The sequence below is a fragment of the Microbacterium sp. ZKA21 genome (assembly GCF_050434165.1).
Taxonomy (GTDB): Bacteria; Actinomycetota; Actinomycetes; order Actinomycetales; family Microbacteriaceae; genus Microbacterium.
This window is the reverse complement of sequence record NZ_JBNPVV010000005.1, coordinates 178,444-193,588: the sequence shown is the minus strand read 5'-3', so window position 1 is coordinate 193,588 and position 15,145 is coordinate 178,444. Positions and strand designations below refer to the sequence as shown.

16 protein-coding genes are annotated in these 15,145 nt (G+C 69.2%); 9 read left to right on the top strand and 7 right to left on the bottom strand.

The genetic code is table 11. The features are described from left to right. The first annotated feature begins 3 nt into the window (after window positions 1-3). The 5 genes from M2317_RS12255 to M2317_RS12235 are packed head-to-tail and all read left to right on the top strand — an operon-like array spanning window position 4 to window position 6,008. Window positions 4-1,557 (top strand): carboxyl transferase domain-containing protein, encoded by a 1,554-nt coding sequence (locus tag M2317_RS12255; RefSeq protein ID WP_429460526.1) that lies wholly within the window; start codon window positions 4-6, stop codon window positions 1,555-1,557. After that, window positions 1,557-3,578, top strand: coding sequence for an acetyl/propionyl/methylcrotonyl-CoA carboxylase subunit alpha (locus M2317_RS12250; protein WP_429460524.1), 2,022 nt, complete (start codon window positions 1,557-1,559; stop codon window positions 3,576-3,578). The genes M2317_RS12255 and M2317_RS12250 overlap by 1 nt, the downstream gene beginning before the upstream one ends. Then, a complete protein-coding gene (locus M2317_RS12245) occupies window positions 3,571-4,719 on the top strand; it encodes an acyl-CoA dehydrogenase family protein (protein WP_429460522.1) in 1,149 nt (382 codons plus the stop codon). The genes M2317_RS12250 and M2317_RS12245 overlap by 8 nt, the downstream gene beginning before the upstream one ends. A 9-nt stretch (window positions 4,720-4,728) precedes the next feature. Next, window positions 4,729-5,205 carry a MaoC family dehydratase gene (locus M2317_RS12240; RefSeq protein WP_429460521.1) on the top strand — a complete coding sequence of 159 codons (477 nt, stop codon included), beginning with the start codon at window positions 4,729-4,731 and terminating at the stop codon, window positions 5,203-5,205. Beyond that, on the top strand, window positions 5,202-6,008 hold the full coding sequence (locus M2317_RS12235; RefSeq protein ID WP_429460519.1) for an HpcH/HpaI aldolase/citrate lyase family protein: 807 nt from the start codon (window positions 5,202-5,204) through the stop codon (window positions 6,006-6,008). The genes M2317_RS12240 and M2317_RS12235 overlap by 4 nt, the downstream gene beginning before the upstream one ends. A gap of 3 nt (window positions 6,009-6,011) precedes the next feature. On the opposite strand, the gene M2317_RS12230 is transcribed toward M2317_RS12235, so the two are convergent. Genes M2317_RS12230 through M2317_RS12220 form a run of 3 tightly spaced genes read right to left on the bottom strand, consistent with a single transcriptional unit; the run spans window position 6,012 to window position 8,045 of the window. Next, window positions 6,012-6,599 (bottom strand): histidine phosphatase family protein, encoded by a 588-nt coding sequence (locus tag M2317_RS12230; RefSeq protein WP_429460517.1) that lies wholly within the window; start codon window positions 6,597-6,599, stop codon window positions 6,012-6,014. Then, window positions 6,596-7,423, bottom strand: coding sequence for a Sir2 family NAD-dependent protein deacetylase (locus M2317_RS12225; protein ID WP_429460746.1), 828 nt, complete (start codon window positions 7,421-7,423; stop codon window positions 6,596-6,598). The genes M2317_RS12230 and M2317_RS12225 overlap by 4 nt, the downstream gene beginning before the upstream one ends. A 55-nt stretch (window positions 7,424-7,478) precedes the next feature. Continuing rightward, window positions 7,479-8,045 carry a hypothetical protein gene (locus M2317_RS12220; RefSeq protein ID WP_429460516.1) on the bottom strand — a complete coding sequence of 189 codons (567 nt, stop codon included), beginning with the start codon at window positions 8,043-8,045 and terminating at the stop codon, window positions 7,479-7,481. 92 nt (window positions 8,046-8,137) lie between these two features. On the opposite strand from M2317_RS12220, the gene M2317_RS12215 reads away from it, so the two are divergent. Further along, complete coding sequence (locus tag M2317_RS12215) at window positions 8,138-8,950, top strand: TrmH family RNA methyltransferase (RefSeq protein ID WP_429460514.1); 813 nt, start codon at window positions 8,138-8,140, stop codon at window positions 8,948-8,950. Between the two features lie 64 nt (window positions 8,951-9,014). Here the strand turns inward: M2317_RS12215 and M2317_RS12210 are convergent, their stop codons facing one another. The 3 genes from M2317_RS12210 to M2317_RS12200 form a co-directional block, all read right to left on the bottom strand. Continuing rightward, on the bottom strand, window positions 9,015-9,371 hold the full coding sequence (locus M2317_RS12210) for an endonuclease/exonuclease/phosphatase family protein (protein ID WP_429460512.1): 357 nt from the start codon (window positions 9,369-9,371) through the stop codon (window positions 9,015-9,017). Between the two features lie 65 nt (window positions 9,372-9,436). Beyond that, window positions 9,437-9,781 carry a hypothetical protein gene (locus M2317_RS12205; RefSeq protein WP_429460510.1) on the bottom strand — a complete coding sequence of 115 codons (345 nt, stop codon included), beginning with the start codon at window positions 9,779-9,781 and terminating at the stop codon, window positions 9,437-9,439. 318 nt (window positions 9,782-10,099) lie between these two features. Next, entirely contained in the window at window positions 10,100-10,927 is an 828-nt protein-coding gene (locus M2317_RS12200) for an SGNH/GDSL hydrolase family protein (protein WP_429460508.1), read from the bottom strand. A 126-nt stretch (window positions 10,928-11,053) separates the two neighbouring features. Here M2317_RS12200 and M2317_RS12195 point away from each other — a divergent pair, with 126 nt between their 5' ends. From M2317_RS12195 to M2317_RS12185, 3 genes are all read left to right on the top strand, one after another. Further along, window positions 11,054-12,799, top strand: coding sequence for a DEAD/DEAH box helicase (locus M2317_RS12195; protein WP_429460506.1), 1,746 nt, complete (start codon window positions 11,054-11,056; stop codon window positions 12,797-12,799). Window positions 12,800-12,918: 119 nt separating this feature from the next. Next, window positions 12,919-14,013 carry a VIT1/CCC1 transporter family protein gene (locus M2317_RS12190; RefSeq protein WP_429460504.1) on the top strand — a complete coding sequence of 365 codons (1,095 nt, stop codon included), beginning with the start codon at window positions 12,919-12,921 and terminating at the stop codon, window positions 14,011-14,013. Window positions 14,014-14,048: 35 nt separating this feature from the next. Beyond that, window positions 14,049-14,870 carry a shikimate 5-dehydrogenase gene (locus tag M2317_RS12185; RefSeq protein ID WP_429460502.1) on the top strand — a complete coding sequence of 274 codons (822 nt, stop codon included), beginning with the start codon at window positions 14,049-14,051 and terminating at the stop codon, window positions 14,868-14,870. Here the strand turns inward: M2317_RS12185 and M2317_RS12180 are convergent. Beyond that, complete coding sequence (locus M2317_RS12180; RefSeq protein ID WP_429460500.1) at window positions 14,864-15,028, bottom strand: hypothetical protein; 165 nt, start codon at window positions 15,026-15,028, stop codon at window positions 14,864-14,866. The two genes, M2317_RS12185 and M2317_RS12180, sit on opposite strands and share 7 nt — an antisense overlap. Between the last annotated feature and the right edge of the window lie 117 nt (window positions 15,029-15,145).

Genomic DNA, 15,145 nt, shown 5'->3' with positions numbered 1-15,145 from the left:
ACGATGGCAGAGACGCAGCACGCGCTCGCGGAGCGCCTTCGCGAGAAGCTGGCGCAGGCCGCCCTGGGGGGACCGGAGGCTTCGCGCCGCCGTCACGTCGAGCGGGGCAAGCTGCTGCCGCGTGAGCGCATCGCGCGGTTGCTCGACGAGGACAGTCCGTTCCTCGAGGTGGCCCCGCTCGCCGCCCACGGCATGTACGACGGGGAAGTCCCTGGTGCAGGCGTGATCGCCGGGATCGGGCTGGTGCACGGTCGCCACGTGATGGTGGTGTGCAACGACGCGACCGTCAAGGGCGGCAGCTACCTGCCGATGACGGTCAAGAAGCACCTCCGTGCGCAGGAGATCGCCCTGGAGAATCGTCTGCCCTGCCTGTACCTCGTCGATTCGGGCGGCGCGTTCCTCCCGAAGCAGGACGAAGTCTTCCCGGACCGCGACCACTTCGGCCGCATCTTCTTCAACCAGGCGCGCCTCTCGGCGGCCGGAGTTCCGCAGCTCGCAGCCGTGCTCGGCTCATGCACGGCCGGCGGTGCGTACGTGCCCGCGATGAGCGACGAGAGCGTCATCGTCCGCGGCCAGGGGACGATCTTCCTCGGCGGACCGCCTCTCGTGAAAGCCGCCATCGGCGAGATCGTCTCCGCCGAGGAACTGGGCGGGGGAGAGCTGCACGCCCGCCGTTCCGGCGTGGTCGACCATCTCGCGGAGGACGACGAGCACGCTCTGGAGATCCTTCGCGACATCGTGTCGACCCTTCGTGCTCCACGGGAACCGGCCTGGGAAGTCGGCGAGGCCGTCGCACCGGCCGAGACCGGCAGCCTGTACGACGTCGTGCCGGTGGACGTGAACGCGGGCTATGACGTGCACGAGGTCATCATCCGGCTGATCGACGGCGGATCCTGGCTGGAGTTCAAGCCTGACTACGGTACGACCCTGGTGACAGGATTCGCCCGGTTGCACGGGCACCCGGTGGGTATCGTCGCGAACAACGGAGTCCTGTTCAGCGAATCCGCCCTCAAGGGAGCTCATTTCATCGAGCTGTGCGATCAACGCGGCATCCCCCTGCTGTTCCTGCAGAACATCACGGGTTTCATGGTGGGATCCGTCGCCGAGGCTGGCGGCATCGCCAAGGACGGCGCGAAGATGGTCACGGCCGTCGCGACCACGCGCGTCCCGAAGCTCACCGTCATCATCGGCGGCTCGTTCGGTGCCGGCAACTACTCGATGTGCGGACGCGCCTATTCGCCGCGCTTCCTGTGGACCTGGCCGGCGAGTCGCATCTCGGTCATGGGGGGAAACCAGGCGGCCTCCGTGCTCGCGACCGTCAAGGAGGACCAGCTCACGGCGCGCGGCGAATCGTGGACGGCGAATGAGCGCGCCGCGTTCGAGAATCCGATCCGTGCGCAGTACGAGAATCAGGGCGAGCCGTACTACGCCACCGCCCGGCTCTGGGACGACGGCATCGTCGACCCGGATCGCACGCGCGACCTGCTGGGCCTCGCTCTCGACGTCGTCTCCCGCACTCCACTGCCCGCGCCGGGCTTCGGCGTCTTCCGGATGTGATGGCCATGTTCTCCTCCGTCCTGATCGCGAACCGAGGCGAGATCGCGCGCCGGATCATCCGCACGCTCACGGCGCTCGGCATCCGCAGCGTCGCCGTCTACTCCGATGCGGATGCCGGTGCCCCGCACGTCCGCGAGGCGGATGATGCCGTGCGGATCGGACCGGCACCGGCGGCGGACTCCTATCTTCGCGTCGAGGCGATCATCGCGGCGGCGCGTGAGAGCGGCGCAGAGGCGGTGCACCCCGGCTACGGCTTCCTGTCGGAAAGCGTCGCATTGGCCGAGGCGTGCGCGGCAGCGGGCCTCGCCTTCATCGGACCCGGCATCGAGGCGCTGCAGATCATGGGCGACAAGGCCCGATCCCGTGCGCATGTGTCCGAACGCGGTGTCCCTGTGGTTCCGGGGTTCGATGCGGCCGGCCTCTCGGATGCCGAGATCGGCGTCCGCGCGAACGAGATCGGGTACCCGCTGCTCGTGAAGCCCAGTGCCGGCGGCGGCGGCAAGGGCATGGAGATCGTGCGGAATGCCGATGGGCTCGCGGCGGCGCTGAGTTCGGCCCGGCGCGTAGCTGCGGCATCCTTCGGCGACGACGCCCTCGTGCTCGAGCGGCTCATCGGTCGTCCTCGCCACCTCGAGGTGCAGGTGTTCGGCGATACCCACGGCACCGTCGTCGCGATCGGCGAGCGCGAGTGCACGCTGCAGCGCCGGCACCAGAAGGTCATCGAGGAGGCGCCCGCGCCGGGCATCACCGACGCGCTGCGCGAGCGGCTCTGGAGCGAAGCGGTCCGGGTGGCGGCGAGCGTCGACTACGTCGGTGCGGGGACGGTGGAGTTCCTCATCGACGCGGATGCCGCGGACGAGGTGTTCTTCATCGAGATGAACACGCGGCTGCAGGTCGAGCACCCCGTCACGGAGGCCGTCACCGGGCTCGATCTCGTCGAGCTGCAGCTGCGGGTCGCAGCAGGCGAGCCGTTGCCCGCGGTTCCGCGTGCGACGGGCCACGCGATCGAGGCCAGGGTGTACGCGGAGTCGCCGGAGCGCGGATTCCTGCCGTCGACGGGGCACGTTCTGCGGTTCGCCGCGCCGGTCGGTGTGCGCGTGGATGCCGCGATCGAGACCGCCTCCGAGATCACGGGCTTCTACGACCCGATGATCGCCAAGGTGATCGCCCTGGACGACGATCGTACGGCGGCCCTCGCGCGGCTGGACGAGGCGCTCGCGCAGACGGTCGTGCTCGGGGTCGAGACGAACATCGCGTTCCTTCGAGCGCTGTGCGACGATCCCCGTGTCATCGACGCCGACCTGGACACCGGCCTGATCGAGACCCTGCTGCCGTTCGCTGCACCCCCGCCGTCGGACGCCATGCTGGATGCCGCGAGACGTGCGTTGCAGGTTGAGACCGAGCCAGGCAGGCCAAGTCTCACTCCGCAGAGTACGTCTCGCGGATGGAACGCGGGAGCGGTGTGGGCCGCTCTGCCGGGGTGGCGATTGAGCGGATCGGATGCCGCGGCACGACGTATCGCTTTCCTGACCGACGACGGCGACGTCGTCTTCGCCCCCGCCCACTCGGCGAACGAGCCGGCCCCCTCCCGCTCGTTGAGCGACGAGCGCACCCACTCCCGCTCGTCGAGCGAGCGAAGCGAGTCGACACGCGTTCCTGTCCAAGCAGCATGCGCCCCCGACGCTTCCGTCTGGATCTCCGAGGCCGGTCGCACCGCCCGGCTGCGTCCGCTCACCCGACGCCAGATCATGGATCACCGGCTGGCTGCTCAGCATCCCGAAGTCCTCGCGACCCACCCGGAGGTCCGGGCACCGATGCCGGGCAGCGTCGTCGCGGTCCACGTCGCCGAGGGTGCGCGGGTGGCGCAGGGAGCCGTCATCGCCTCGATCGAGGCGATGAAGATGGAGCATCCGGTGCTCGCGCCGCACGACGGCACGGTGCATCTCCTGGTCGCGCAGGGCGACCAGGTGCGACGCGACCAACCGGTCGCGCGCGTCGAGGCGGAGGAGAGCCATGACTGACCTGACCGAAGAAGAGCGCGAACTCGCCGGAATGGTCCGCGACTTCGCCGAGACCGTCGTCGCCCCGCAGTCGTACGAGGCGGATCGGACGCACACGTTGAACCTGGACGTCGTACGCCAGATGGGCGAGCTGGGACTGTTCGGGTTGCCGTTCCCCGAGGAGGTCGGGGGGCAGGGCGGCGATCTCATGGCGCTCGGCATCGCCATCGAGGCTCTCGGCCGGGTGGACCAGTCGATCGCGATCACTCTCGAGGCCGGTGTCAGTCTCGGCGCCATGCCGGTGTTCCGATTCGGCACGGATGCGCAACGAGAAGAGCTGCTGCCGGACCTGCTCGCAGGGCGCGCCCTCGCCGGGTTCGGGCTGACCGAGCCCGAGGCGGGCAGCGATGCCGGCGCGACGCGCACCACGGCCCGCCGCGACGGCGGCGCGTGGGTGATCAACGGTGCGAAGCAGTTCATCACGAATTCCGGCACGCCGATCACGAGGTTCGTCACGGTGACCGCCGTCACCGGCGAGCGCGACGGGCGCAAGCAGATCTCGACCATCATCGTCCCGAACGGGACGCCCGGATTCACCGTCGAGCCGCCTTACGACAAGCTCGGCTGGCGTGCGTCGGACACGCATCCGCTCACGTTCGTCGATGCCCGCGTGCCGGAGGGGAATCTGCTCGGCGAGGAGGGCCGCGGCTTCGCGAACTTCCTCAGCATCCTGGACGAAGGGCGCGTCGCGATCGCGGCCCTGTCCACGGGCGCGGCGGAGGGATGCCTCGAACAGGCGACCGCCTACGCCCGCAGCCGCACGGTGTTCGGTGCGGCGCTCAGCACCCGCCAGAACGCCCAGTTCACACTCGCCCGCATGCGCGCACGCGTGCACACCGCGCGGCTCGCGTGGCATCATGCCGCCCGGCTGCGCGGCAACGGCAAGCCCTTCGGCGAGGAGGCGGCGATCGCGAAGCTGGTCGCGGGGGAGGCGGCGATGGACAACGCGCGCGATGCGACCCAGATCTTCGGCGGCAACGGCTTCATGGACGAATTTCCGGTGGCGCGGCACTACCGGGACTCGAAGATCCTCGAGATCGGCGAGGGCACCACAGAGGTCCAGCTGCTCGTGATCGCGCGGGCGCTCGGACTCGCCGGGTAGCGTGGAATCATGACGGAGATCGTCCAGCGCGGCCTGTACTACGAGGAGTTCGATCTCGATGCCACGTATCTGCATCGTCCGGGTCGCACCGCCACCGAGGCCGACAACGTCCTGTTCACGACGCTCACGATGAACACGCAAGCGCTGCATCTGGATGCCGCGTACGCCGCGACCCAGGAGTTCGGTCGCCCGCTGATGAACTCGATGTGGACGCTGTCGACGATGGTCGGCTCGTCCGTGGCTCAGCTGACCCAGGGCACGCTGGTCGCCCAGCTCGGGCTGAGCGACATCCGCTTCCCGCATCCGCTGTTCGCCGGCGACACCCTGTATACGGAGAGCACCGTCACCGACAAGCGGTTGTCGTCCTCCCGACCAGGACAGGGCATCTGCACGATCGCCCACACCGGTCGCAGCCAGGACGGCATCGTCGTCGCGACGGCTGTGCGAACGGTGCTCGTGCACTGCCTTCCGGAGGGGGACGCATGACCTTCGAACTCGGCCCTGCCCTGCTGTTCTGCCCGGCGGATCGCCCCGAGCGCTTCGCGAAGGCGCTCGATCGTGCGGATGCCGTCATCCTCGACCTCGAGGACGCCGTCGGCTCAGCCGACAAGGCCGCGGCGCGGGGGAACCTCATCGACGCGGATGTGGATCCGGATCGGGTGATCGTTCGCGTCAACGCCGCGGATTCGGCCGAGTTCGTGAGCGACCTGGCGACACTGTCGCAGACCGACTTCCGCACGGTCATGGTGGCGAAGGCGGAGGATCCGTCAGCTCTGGATGCCTTCGATCCGCGATTCTCGCTGATCGCGCTGTGCGAGACCGCGCGCGGCGTCGCCGCCGCGGATCGCCTTGCGGCCCATGAACGCGTGGTCGGGCTCATGTGGGGTGCCGAGGATCTCGTGGCGTCGCTGGGCGGCACGTCGAGCCGACGCTGGGACGGCGCGTACCGCGACATCGCCCGGTACGCGCGCTCGCGCGTGCTGCTCGAGGCCGGGGCACGCGGCAAGGCTGCGATCGACGCCGTGCACATCGCGATCGACGATCTCGACGGTCTGGCCGCGGAGGCGCAGGATGCCGCGGCGAGCGGGTTCTCGGCGACGGCATGCATCCACCCGGGTCAGGTCGCGGTCATCCGCGACGCCTATCGGCCCGACGCGGCAGAGGTGGCCTGGGCCGAAGGCGTGCTGGCGGCGGCCGTCGGGGAGCGCGGCGTCTTCCGCTACGAAGGACGCATGATCGACGAGCCCGTGCTGCGCCATGCGCGCAGCGTGCTGCGCCGCAGGCGCTGACGGTTACTGAACCGGCACGGTCTCCAGCAGCCGCAGCACGCCGGGTGACGCCTCGAACCGGTGCACCGAGCCGTTCGCGAGCGGTACGCCCACCAACGGCATGGTTCCACCGGACGCGTGGTCCAGCAGCGCGCGGATCACTCCGCCGTGCGCGACGACGATCACGGACTCCGCGGCCGGCGCCGAACGGCGGCGCGAGCTGCGGGCGATGATGTCCAGGGCGCTGAGCGCGCGGTCGCGCACCTCGTCGAACGCTTCAGCACCGGGGACATCGGCATGCCAGTCGCCGTAGGCCGAGATGTAGTCGGCGACCAGCATCCCTTCGGCCTCGCCGAACTCCCGCTCGCGCAGGTCGGCGACCAGCTCCGGCTCGTCGAGCCCGAGCTCTCCGGCGATGATCCGCGCGGTCTCGTGCGCGCGGACGAGCGGGCTGGCGTAGATCGCGTGGTGGGTGCCGTCCGCCAGGGCGGCTGCGGCCTCGAGCGCGTGCCCGCGGCCGGTGTCGTTCAGCGGGATGTCCGTCGACCCCTGAATGCGGCGGTCGAGGTTCCAGTCGGTCTGTCCGTGGCGGACGAGGGTGATCAGAGTCATGAGAGCTGCTCCTGGATCGCGGGGATGACATCGCTCGTGCCGCCCGCGAGCGTCACGTCCGCCCAGGAATCCGCCCTGGTCGGCTCGCGATTGATGATGATGAGAGGGATGCCGCGGCGCCTGGCGCGCTCGACGAGGCGGACCCCGGAGTTGACCACGAGCGACGAACCGGCGACGATCATCGCCGAGCTCGCGCGGAGCAGCGACTCGGCGGCGCGGAAGCGGTCGGCCGGGACGAACTCACCGAAGAACACGACATCGGGCTTCAGCATCCCGCCGCAGACGGAGCAGGTCGGTACGACGAACCCGTCGGCCGTCGCCGGCGTGACGTCGCCGTCCGGGTTCAGCGGGATGCTCTCCGGCACCGTGATCCAGGGATTGCGGTCTTCGATCTGGGCGGCGATGTCGCGGCGGTCGAAGACCTGGCCGCAGTGCAGGCAGAGCACGCGCCGCATCGTGCCGTGCACCTCGATGACGTGCGAACTGCCGGCGCGCAGGTGCAGCCCGTCGACGTTCTGGGTGATGACACCGCTCACGAGGCCGTCGCGTTCCATCTCGGCGAGCGCGAGGTGACCGGGGTTCGGTGCGGCCTTCGCGAAGGCGTGCCAACCCAGGTGGCCGCCGATCCAGTAGCGCCGCCGGGCGGATTCGTCCGCGAGGAAGCGCTGTGCGGTCATCGGATCCGCACGCGTCGTGGCTCCTTCTCCGCGGTAGGCGGGGATGCCGGAATCGGTCGAGATCCCCGCTCCTGTGAGCAGGGCGATCCTCTTGCCCTGGAGCAGTTCCACGGTGCGCGCGACGCCATCAGCCAGATCGGCAGTCATCGTCACGCTCACGGAACCTCCCTGAGCGAGTCTAGAGCCTGTCGCCTGAGGGAGCTCACCGGAGGGCGAGCACGATGACGCCGATGGCGAGGCAGGTGTCGAGCGCGGCGCAGAACTCCGCCATGGTCGAGACGACGACGCGTCGTGTGCGGAGGTGATGCGCATCCCAGCCGGCATGCAGCAGGAGCCCCACGCCGACGAGTACGGCGCCCCAGGGTGCGGGGAGAACCGGGACGAGCAGGACGAGAGCGATCACCAGGAGCATCGCGACCGCCTGGAGAGGGAGACCCCACGTCGGATGCAGCCGACCGCGGAAGAGACCGTACACGACGAGCGCTGCGACGATCACGACCATGGCCCACGACGGTGAGAAGGGCTGAACGGCGATCCCGACTCCGATGAGGACGAAGGTCGCGCCGAACAGCGGCCACGCCGCGGCGCGGTGTCCGAGGGCGGCCGAACCGAGATAGACGAAAGCGGCGGCGGTGAGGACTTCCCCGGGCATGTCGGCGCCGGCGAGGCCGATGTACAGGATCACGATGAGCGCAGCGGCGAACACGACGCCGACGATCGCAGGCCAGACATGCAGCATCCGCTGCGGACGGCGCGCGGTTTCAGCCATCGGGGCTCCTTCCCTCGCGACCACGGTAGGGCGCTGGGCGTGCGCGGACAAGGCGCTCCGGGTCCCGGTCCCCGAGGTGGCAGAGTGGATGGGTGGACCTCCAGCATGTGACCGACGCCGACGATCCGCGACTCGACGACTACCGGAACCTCACCGACACCGCGCTGCGTCGTGTGCGCGAGCCGGAAGGCGGACTCTACATCGCCGAGTCGGCCAAGGTCATCGAGCGGGCGTGCGCCGCCGGCCACGCGCCGCGCTCTGTCATGACGCAGCGGCGCTGGGTCGCGGGGTTGCAGTCGATCCTCGGTGATCGTGATGTGCCGGTCTATCTCGTGCCCGACGAGGTCGCCGAGAGTGTGACGGGCTTCGCCGTGCACCGTGGCGCGCTGGCGTCCATGCACCGACCGGTGCTCCCCTCGGTCGCGCAGCTGCTGCAGGATGCTGCGCGTGCAGCCCGCCCGCGGATCGCCGTCCTGGAGGGATTGACCGACCACGCCAACGTCGGGGGAGTCTTCCGCAATGCGGCTGCGCTCGGACTCGACGCCGTTCTGGTGTCGCCGGACTGCGCGGATCCCCTGTACCGTCGCTCCGTTCGCGTCTCCATGGGAACGGTGTTCCAGGTGCCGTGGACACGGATTCCCGAGTGGCTCCCTGGCATCCGCGAGCTGCAGCGGGCCGGCTGCGTCGTGGCCGGAATGACGCTGGGGGAGGGCGCGCTCACGCTCGATGAACTCGTGGCTGAAGACCACGAGAAGCTCGCGCTGGTGTTCGGCACCGAAGGCCACGGCCTCGCGCCGGTCACAGACGGCATCCTCGACCGTCGCGTCACGATTCCCATGTCTGGCGGGGTCGACTCGCTGAACGTCGCGGCGGCGTCGGCAGTCGCGTTCTACGCGACGAGATGACACCCTCGGATTGTCACCAGACACCCAGCTCAGCCAGTCGCGCCATGCTGACGACTCTCCTCTACTATCGCGCCTCGAGCACCGTGACGATCGGGCGATGGTCGGTGCCGCCGGGCGCTGACGGCGTGATGACCCGTGCATCGAGCACAGCCCACACAGACCCGGCCAGGACGTGGTCGATGGGCGATGCCAACCACGCCGGGGCTGTGGAAGGCCAGGTACCCGTGGCTGCAGCATCGGCCTGCGCTGCGGCATCCTGGCAGTGCCCGAGATCCAGGTGATCGACCGTGGAGTTGAGATCTCCGGCGATGATGACGTCGGGCCCGAGCACGCTGCACTGCTCGGCGATCCACTGCAGTCCTGCTCTCCAGTCGTCCATGCTCTCGGGCAGGGGAGGGGCCGGATGAGCTGCGACGATCACCGGTCCGTCTCCATCGGTCGGACGCCACCCGATCTCGACATCGACGAGAACGAACTCGCCCTGGTCTACCGCGCGCGCGGCATGGATGAGACCGAGGCGCTCACACCGGCGTTCCCGGCACTCGCAGCGAGAGCAGCGATCGCGATCCCTGCGGCGATGCACGCCAGAACCTGTGCCTGCCGTCGGAACAGCAGGAACGCTCCTGTCGCGACGATGGCGACGACCAGAAGGACAAGTGCCAGCGGGGCGCGGAAGGCGATGAGCTGGGCGATGCCGGGAAGGCGCTGCGCCCCGAATGCCTGCGGCCAGGTCAGCAGGACCGCCACGGGGATGCCGACCAGCGACGCGATGATCAGGGCGGCGCGTCCCTGTCTGGCGCTCCCCGATGACGTGGAGCGGTCGAGACTCACGGTGATGCCTGGGGTAGGGCGCCGACACCGCGTCTGTTTGTACGCATCTGTGTGAGCCTAGGGGAGCGCCGGTCTGGAGAGCTCAGATCTCCCAGCGAGCGTTCGAATTCCGGGGTTGCCCGGGCCCTTCCTATACGGGCGGAGGGATTCGAAACCTGGTTTGCGCCGACCTCGAGAGACCAGACGAGATGTGGAAGCACTCCTGCCAGCAGGATGACGACGGCAGCACTGCCGTCGGCGATCAAAACGGCACGGACTCGAGACGGCGCAGGCGGTATCGCGCTGACCGATCGCGGATGTCATGCGTGCGACGCGGTGTTATTCGGACGCGCGGATCTCGTACGGCACGGCATCAGGGCGCTTGGCCGCGACGTCGTCGCCGGAGGACTGATGACGCAGCCGACGCAGCACCCAGGGCATGAGGTGCTCGCGTGCCCAGCCGAGATCCTCCGAGCGCGCTTCGCGCCAGGTGCGCACCGGCAGCGCGTCCGGCTGCATCGCCTGCAGATCGTTCGGCACGTTCAGCGCGCGCAGCACCATGCGCGCCACCTCGTGGTGGCCGAGCGCGTTGTAGTGCAGCCGGTCATCGTCGAAGAAGCGGGGGTCCTGCACGGTCTTGAGCGCCCACTGATCGGCGACGATGCAGTCGTGCCGGTCCGCGATCGCCCGAACGTTCTCGTTGTAGATCGCGACCTTGCCGCGGAACGCGCGGAACACGGGCGTGAAGCCCGTGTCGATCCCCGTGAAGAGCACGACGGCCGACCCGGTCGAGGCGAGCCGGGCCACGGCATCCTCGAGCTGGACGGCGATGGCGTCCGGATCCGTACCGGGGCGGATGACGTCGTTGCCGCCGGCGCAGATCGAGACGAGATCCGGGCGCAGCGCGACGGCCGGCTCGATCTGGTCGGCGACGATCTGAGCGATGAGTTTGCCGCGAACGGCGAGGTTGGCGTATGCGAAATCGTCGACTTGCCGGGAGAGGACCTCCGCGACGCGATCGGCCCAGCCGCGATGTCCGCCAGGGGCGGCTGGATCCGGGTCGCCGATGCCCTCTGTGAACGAGTCGCCGATGGCCACGAAGCGGCGCCACGGGTGCGGGCCCTCGTTCGGGATGAAAGGGGTCCGGGATGATTCCAGATCGGTCATCGCACTCTCCTCGAAAGCTCGCGGAGCCAGGGATCGCGGCCTCGCAGGCTTCGAGCCTACCGGCCGTCCGGCTCTCGCGGGGGCGGCTGACCCCCGGTGTCCGTGGGAGCGATTATCGTGGAGTCGATGCTCTCTCCGTCCTTCCCCCAGCGCGCTCCGTGGGGTACCGCCAGCAAGCTGAGGGCGTGGCAGCAGGAGGCGCTCGAGCAGTACTTCGAGGAGGACAAGCGCGACTTCCTCGTGGCGGCGACGCCGGGCGCAGGAAAGACGACCTTCGCGTTGACGCTCGCCGTCGAACTGCTGCGGATGCGCGAGGTGAACCGCATCATCGTGGTCGCTCCGACCGAGCACCTGAAGACCCAGTGGGCGGATGCCGCGGCACGCGTGCACATCCGCCTCGACCCGCGTTTCCGCAACAGTCACTGGGCACCGGCGTCCCACTACCACGGGGTCGTGGTGACGTACGCCCAGGTCGCGGCGAAGTCGTCCGTGCACCGCCACCTCACAGAGGACGCCAAGACGCTCGTCATCCTGGACGAAGTGCACCACGGTGGCGACGCGCTCAGCTGGGGCGATGCGATTCGGGATGCCTATGGACCGGCGAAGCGTCGTCTGCTGCTCTCCGGCACGCCGTTCCGCAGCGACACCGCCCCGATCCCGTTCGTCGAGTACCTGCCGGACGAGTCCGGCGCGCGCATCTCGAGCACGGACTATTCGTACGGTTACGGTCGCGCCCTCGCCGACGGCGTCGTTCGGCCCGTGCTGTTCCACATGTACTCCGGCAAGATGCGCTGGCGCACCAGCGCCGGCGATGAGCTCGAGGCCCACCTCGGGCAGGACAACACCAAGGACGTCAACTCCCAGGCCTGGCGCACGGCACTCGACCCCGAGGGCGCGTGGATGCCCGCGGTGCTGTCGGCCGCGGATCGCCGCCTGACCGAGATCCGTCACCATGTACCGGATGCCGGGGGCCTGGTGCTCGCCACCGATCAGACGGTCGCGCGCGCCTACGCCAAGATCCTGCACAGCATCACGGGGCAGCAGCCGACGATCGTGCTCTCCGACGATGCGGCCGCCTCGGAGCGGATCGAGAAGTTCAGTCAGAACGACGCGCGCTGGATGGTGGCGGTGCGCATGGTGTCCGAAGGCGTGGACGTGCCGCGACTGGCCGTCGGCGTGTACGCGACGTCGTCGTCCACGCCGCTGTTCTTCGCTCAAGCCATCGGGCGCTTCGTGCGCGCCAGGCGTCGGGGTGAGGCTGCGAGCGTCTTCCTGCCGAACGTCCCGGTCCTCATGGGCCTCGCGAACGAGATGGAGAAGCAGCGCGATCACGCGCTCGATCGACAGTCCAAGGACGACGACGGACTCGACGACTCGCTGCTCGACAGTGCCAACCGCGAGGACGACGCGTCGGATGCCCTGACGCAGGAGTTCAGTTATCAGGCGATCTCGTCACTGGCGCACTTCGACCGCGTCGTGTTCGAGGGCAAGGACTTCGGTCAGCTCGCAGAACCCGGGACGCCCGAGGAGGAGGAGTTCATCGGGATCCCCGGCCTCCTCGAACCCGAGCACGTCCACGAATTGCTCATGCAGCGCAGTGCTCGACAGTCGAAGCTGCGGGAGGCGCGCGAGGCCGAGCAGGGTCCGGAGGCCGTGACCACTCTGCCGCCGCCTCTGCACCGGACGCTGCGCGAGCAGCGCCAGCTGCTGAACAGTCTGGTCGGTCTCTATGCCAGGCAGGCCGGCGAGCCTCACGGCGCGGTGCATGCCGAACTGCGGCGGATCTGCGGCGGGCCGGCGGTCGCACAGGCGACGGTCGCGCAGCTGCAGTCGCGCATCGACGTGCTGCGCAAGCGTGTGAAGAGCCGCTGAGCGCTGCGGGCGATCCGCCGGGTTCGGGGGCCCGAAATGCTGTCAATCCGCGGATTCCGGCGGGCCGGCTCAGGTGGCGTCGATAGCGTTGAAGCATCCCCACCGAATCAGGAGATCCGATGAGCGCGCCCGCTTCCGCCGAGCCGACCCCCGCCGATCGTCGACGCTGGGCGCGGTACCTCGTGGAGGAGCGCGCCGAGGGATCCGTGTATCAGAAGCTCGCAGCGCGCCGGACGGGAGAGGAACGGGACATTCTCCTCAGCCTCGCCGACGCCGAGCGCCGACATGAGCAGCACTGGCTCGACCTGCTCGGCGGTGAGCCGAAGCGGCTGCCCCAAGCCGGCATCCGCTCTCGGCTGCTGGGCTGGATGGCCGGACGCTTCGGATCGATCTTCGTACTCGCGCTGGCGCAGAGCGCCGAGGCGCGCTCTCCGTACGACACCGAACAGTACGCGACCCCGGCGATGCGCGCCGACGAGAAGATCCACTACGAGGTCGTCCGCGGACTGGCAGCGCGAGGTCGCCGCCGACTGTCCGGCTCTTTCCGTGCCGCGGTCTTCGGCGCCAATGACGGACTCGTGAGCAACCTCGCTCTGGTGCTCGGCATCGGCGCGACGGGGGTGAGCGCCAGCTTCGTGCTGTTCAGCGGCATCGCGGGTCTGCTGGCCGGCGCATTGTCCATGGGGGCGGGAGAGTTCGTCTCGGTCCGCTCGCAGCGGGAACTGCTGGCGTCCACCGAGGCGAATGACGACGCCCATGATTCGGCCGCCGATCTCGACATCGACGAGAACGAACTCGCCCTGGTCTACCGCGCGCGCGGCATGGATGAGGCCGAGGCGCTGAACCGTGCGCGCCGCATCGTGACGGCTGCGCAGGCCGGAGTGCGGGCGACCTCGACCGGCCCGATCCGGACCGCAGGAGACGACCACGAGATCGTCGGCAGCGACTGGACCGCCGCGATCTCCAGCTTCCTGCTGTTCGCATCAGGCGCGATCGTCCCGGTGCTGCCGTGGATCTTCGGGATGCAGGGCACGGCGGCCGTCGTGGTCGCTCTCGTCCTCGTCGGGATCGCGCTCCTGTCGACCGGCGCGATGGTCGGCATCCTGTCCGGGGGTCCGCCGCTGCGGCGGGCGCTCCGCCAGCTCGCGATCGGCTTCGGGGCGGCGGCGATCACCTATGTGCTCGGCCTCGTGTTCGGTGTCGGTGCGCTCTGATGCGGTGAGCGGATCGCGCGGCGTAATCTGATGCGGTGACCATGCTGAACAAGGACATGACGCTGTGCATCTCGCTCTCGGCCCGCCCGAGCAACAACGGCACGCGCTTCCACAACCACCTGTACGAGGCGCTCGGGCTGAACTGGATCTACAAGGCGTTCGCGCCCACGGACCTCGCCCAGGCCATCGCGGGTGTCCGGGGTCTCGGGATCCGTGGATGCGCGATCTCGATGCCGTACAAGGAAGCGGTCATCGCGCTCGTCGATCGGATGGATGCCTCGGCGACGGCGATCGAATCGGTGAACACCATCGTGAACGACGAGGGCGTGCTCACCGCCTACAACACGGACTACTCGGCGATCGCGCAGCTCATCGAACGCAACGCTCTCGACCCTGAGTCGTCCGTCCTGCTGCGCGGTTCGGGAGGAATGGCGAAGGCGACCGCGGCGGCGTTCCGCGACGCGGGGTTCCACGACGTCACGATCGTGGCGCGCAATGAGAAGGCGGGCCGGGGGCTCGCGGACCTGTACGGCTTCAGCTGGATCCCCGAACTGGGGGAGCGGACAGCGGACATCATCGTCAACGTCACACCGATCGGCATGGCCGGCGGGTCGGAGGAGCACACCCTCGCCTTCCCCGAGAGCACGGTCGCCGCCGCTTCGGTCGTGTTCGACGTCGTCGCACTGCCTGCCGAGACGCCCCTCGTCGTCGCCGGGCGCGGTTCCGGGAAGACGGTTATCAGCGGCGCCGAGGTGGCGACGCTTCAGGCGTTGGAGCAGTTCGTCCTCTACACCGGCATCCGTCCCTCGGATGCGCAGGTCCGCGCGGCCGAGGAGTTCATGCGGGCGGGTCAGTGATCGTCGTCCGATCCGTCCTCGTCTGAGTCCTCGCCTGCTCCGTCGGCGGTCTCGGGCTCCGGGGCGGTTCCGTCGACCCGCTCTGCCGGCCCTCCGGATGCCGTGTCCGCCTCTTCGCTCTCTCCGGGCACGCCCCGTGTGTTCTGCGGATCGCTCATTCGATCTTCCTTCCCTCGATCACGCAACCGTACGCCGGCGCCCGTGCGGGTTCGAGCCCCTTGACGGTGCGCCATCGATGTGTGAATCGCCGTGTCGCGTTCGCCCCTCCCGCGTCC

Excerpts from the sequence above, each read along its gene's own strand:
- M2317_RS12255 (WP_429460526.1), top strand. The coding sequence starts at position 4 with ATGGCAGAGACGCAGCACGCGCTCGCGGAGCGCCTTCGCGAGAAGCTG.
- M2317_RS12250 (WP_429460524.1), top strand. The coding sequence starts at position 1,557 with ATGGCCATGTTCTCCTCCGTCCTGATCGCGAACCGAGGCGAGATCGCG.
- M2317_RS12245 (WP_429460522.1), top strand. The coding sequence starts at position 3,571 with ATGACTGACCTGACCGAAGAAGAGCGCGAACTCGCCGGAATGGTCCGC.
- M2317_RS12240 (WP_429460521.1), top strand. The coding sequence starts at position 4,729 with ATGACGGAGATCGTCCAGCGCGGCCTGTACTACGAGGAGTTCGATCTC.
- M2317_RS12235 (WP_429460519.1), top strand. The coding sequence starts at position 5,202 with ATGACCTTCGAACTCGGCCCTGCCCTGCTGTTCTGCCCGGCGGATCGC.
- M2317_RS12230 (WP_429460517.1), bottom strand. The coding sequence starts at position 6,599 with ATGACTCTGATCACCCTCGTCCGCCACGGACAGACCGACTGGAACCTC.
- M2317_RS12225 (WP_429460746.1), bottom strand. The coding sequence starts at position 7,423 with ATGACTGCCGATCTGGCTGATGGCGTCGCGCGCACCGTGGAACTGCTC.
- M2317_RS12220 (WP_429460516.1), bottom strand. The coding sequence starts at position 8,045 with ATGGCTGAAACCGCGCGCCGTCCGCAGCGGATGCTGCATGTCTGGCCT.
- M2317_RS12200 (WP_429460508.1), bottom strand. The coding sequence starts at position 10,927 with ATGACCGATCTGGAATCATCCCGGACCCCTTTCATCCCGAACGAGGGC.
- M2317_RS12195 (WP_429460506.1), top strand. The coding sequence starts at position 11,054 with ATGCTCTCTCCGTCCTTCCCCCAGCGCGCTCCGTGGGGTACCGCCAGC.
- M2317_RS12190 (WP_429460504.1), top strand. The coding sequence starts at position 12,919 with ATGAGCGCGCCCGCTTCCGCCGAGCCGACCCCCGCCGATCGTCGACGC.
- M2317_RS12180 (WP_429460500.1), bottom strand. The coding sequence starts at position 15,028 with ATGAGCGATCCGCAGAACACACGGGGCGTGCCCGGAGAGAGCGAAGAG.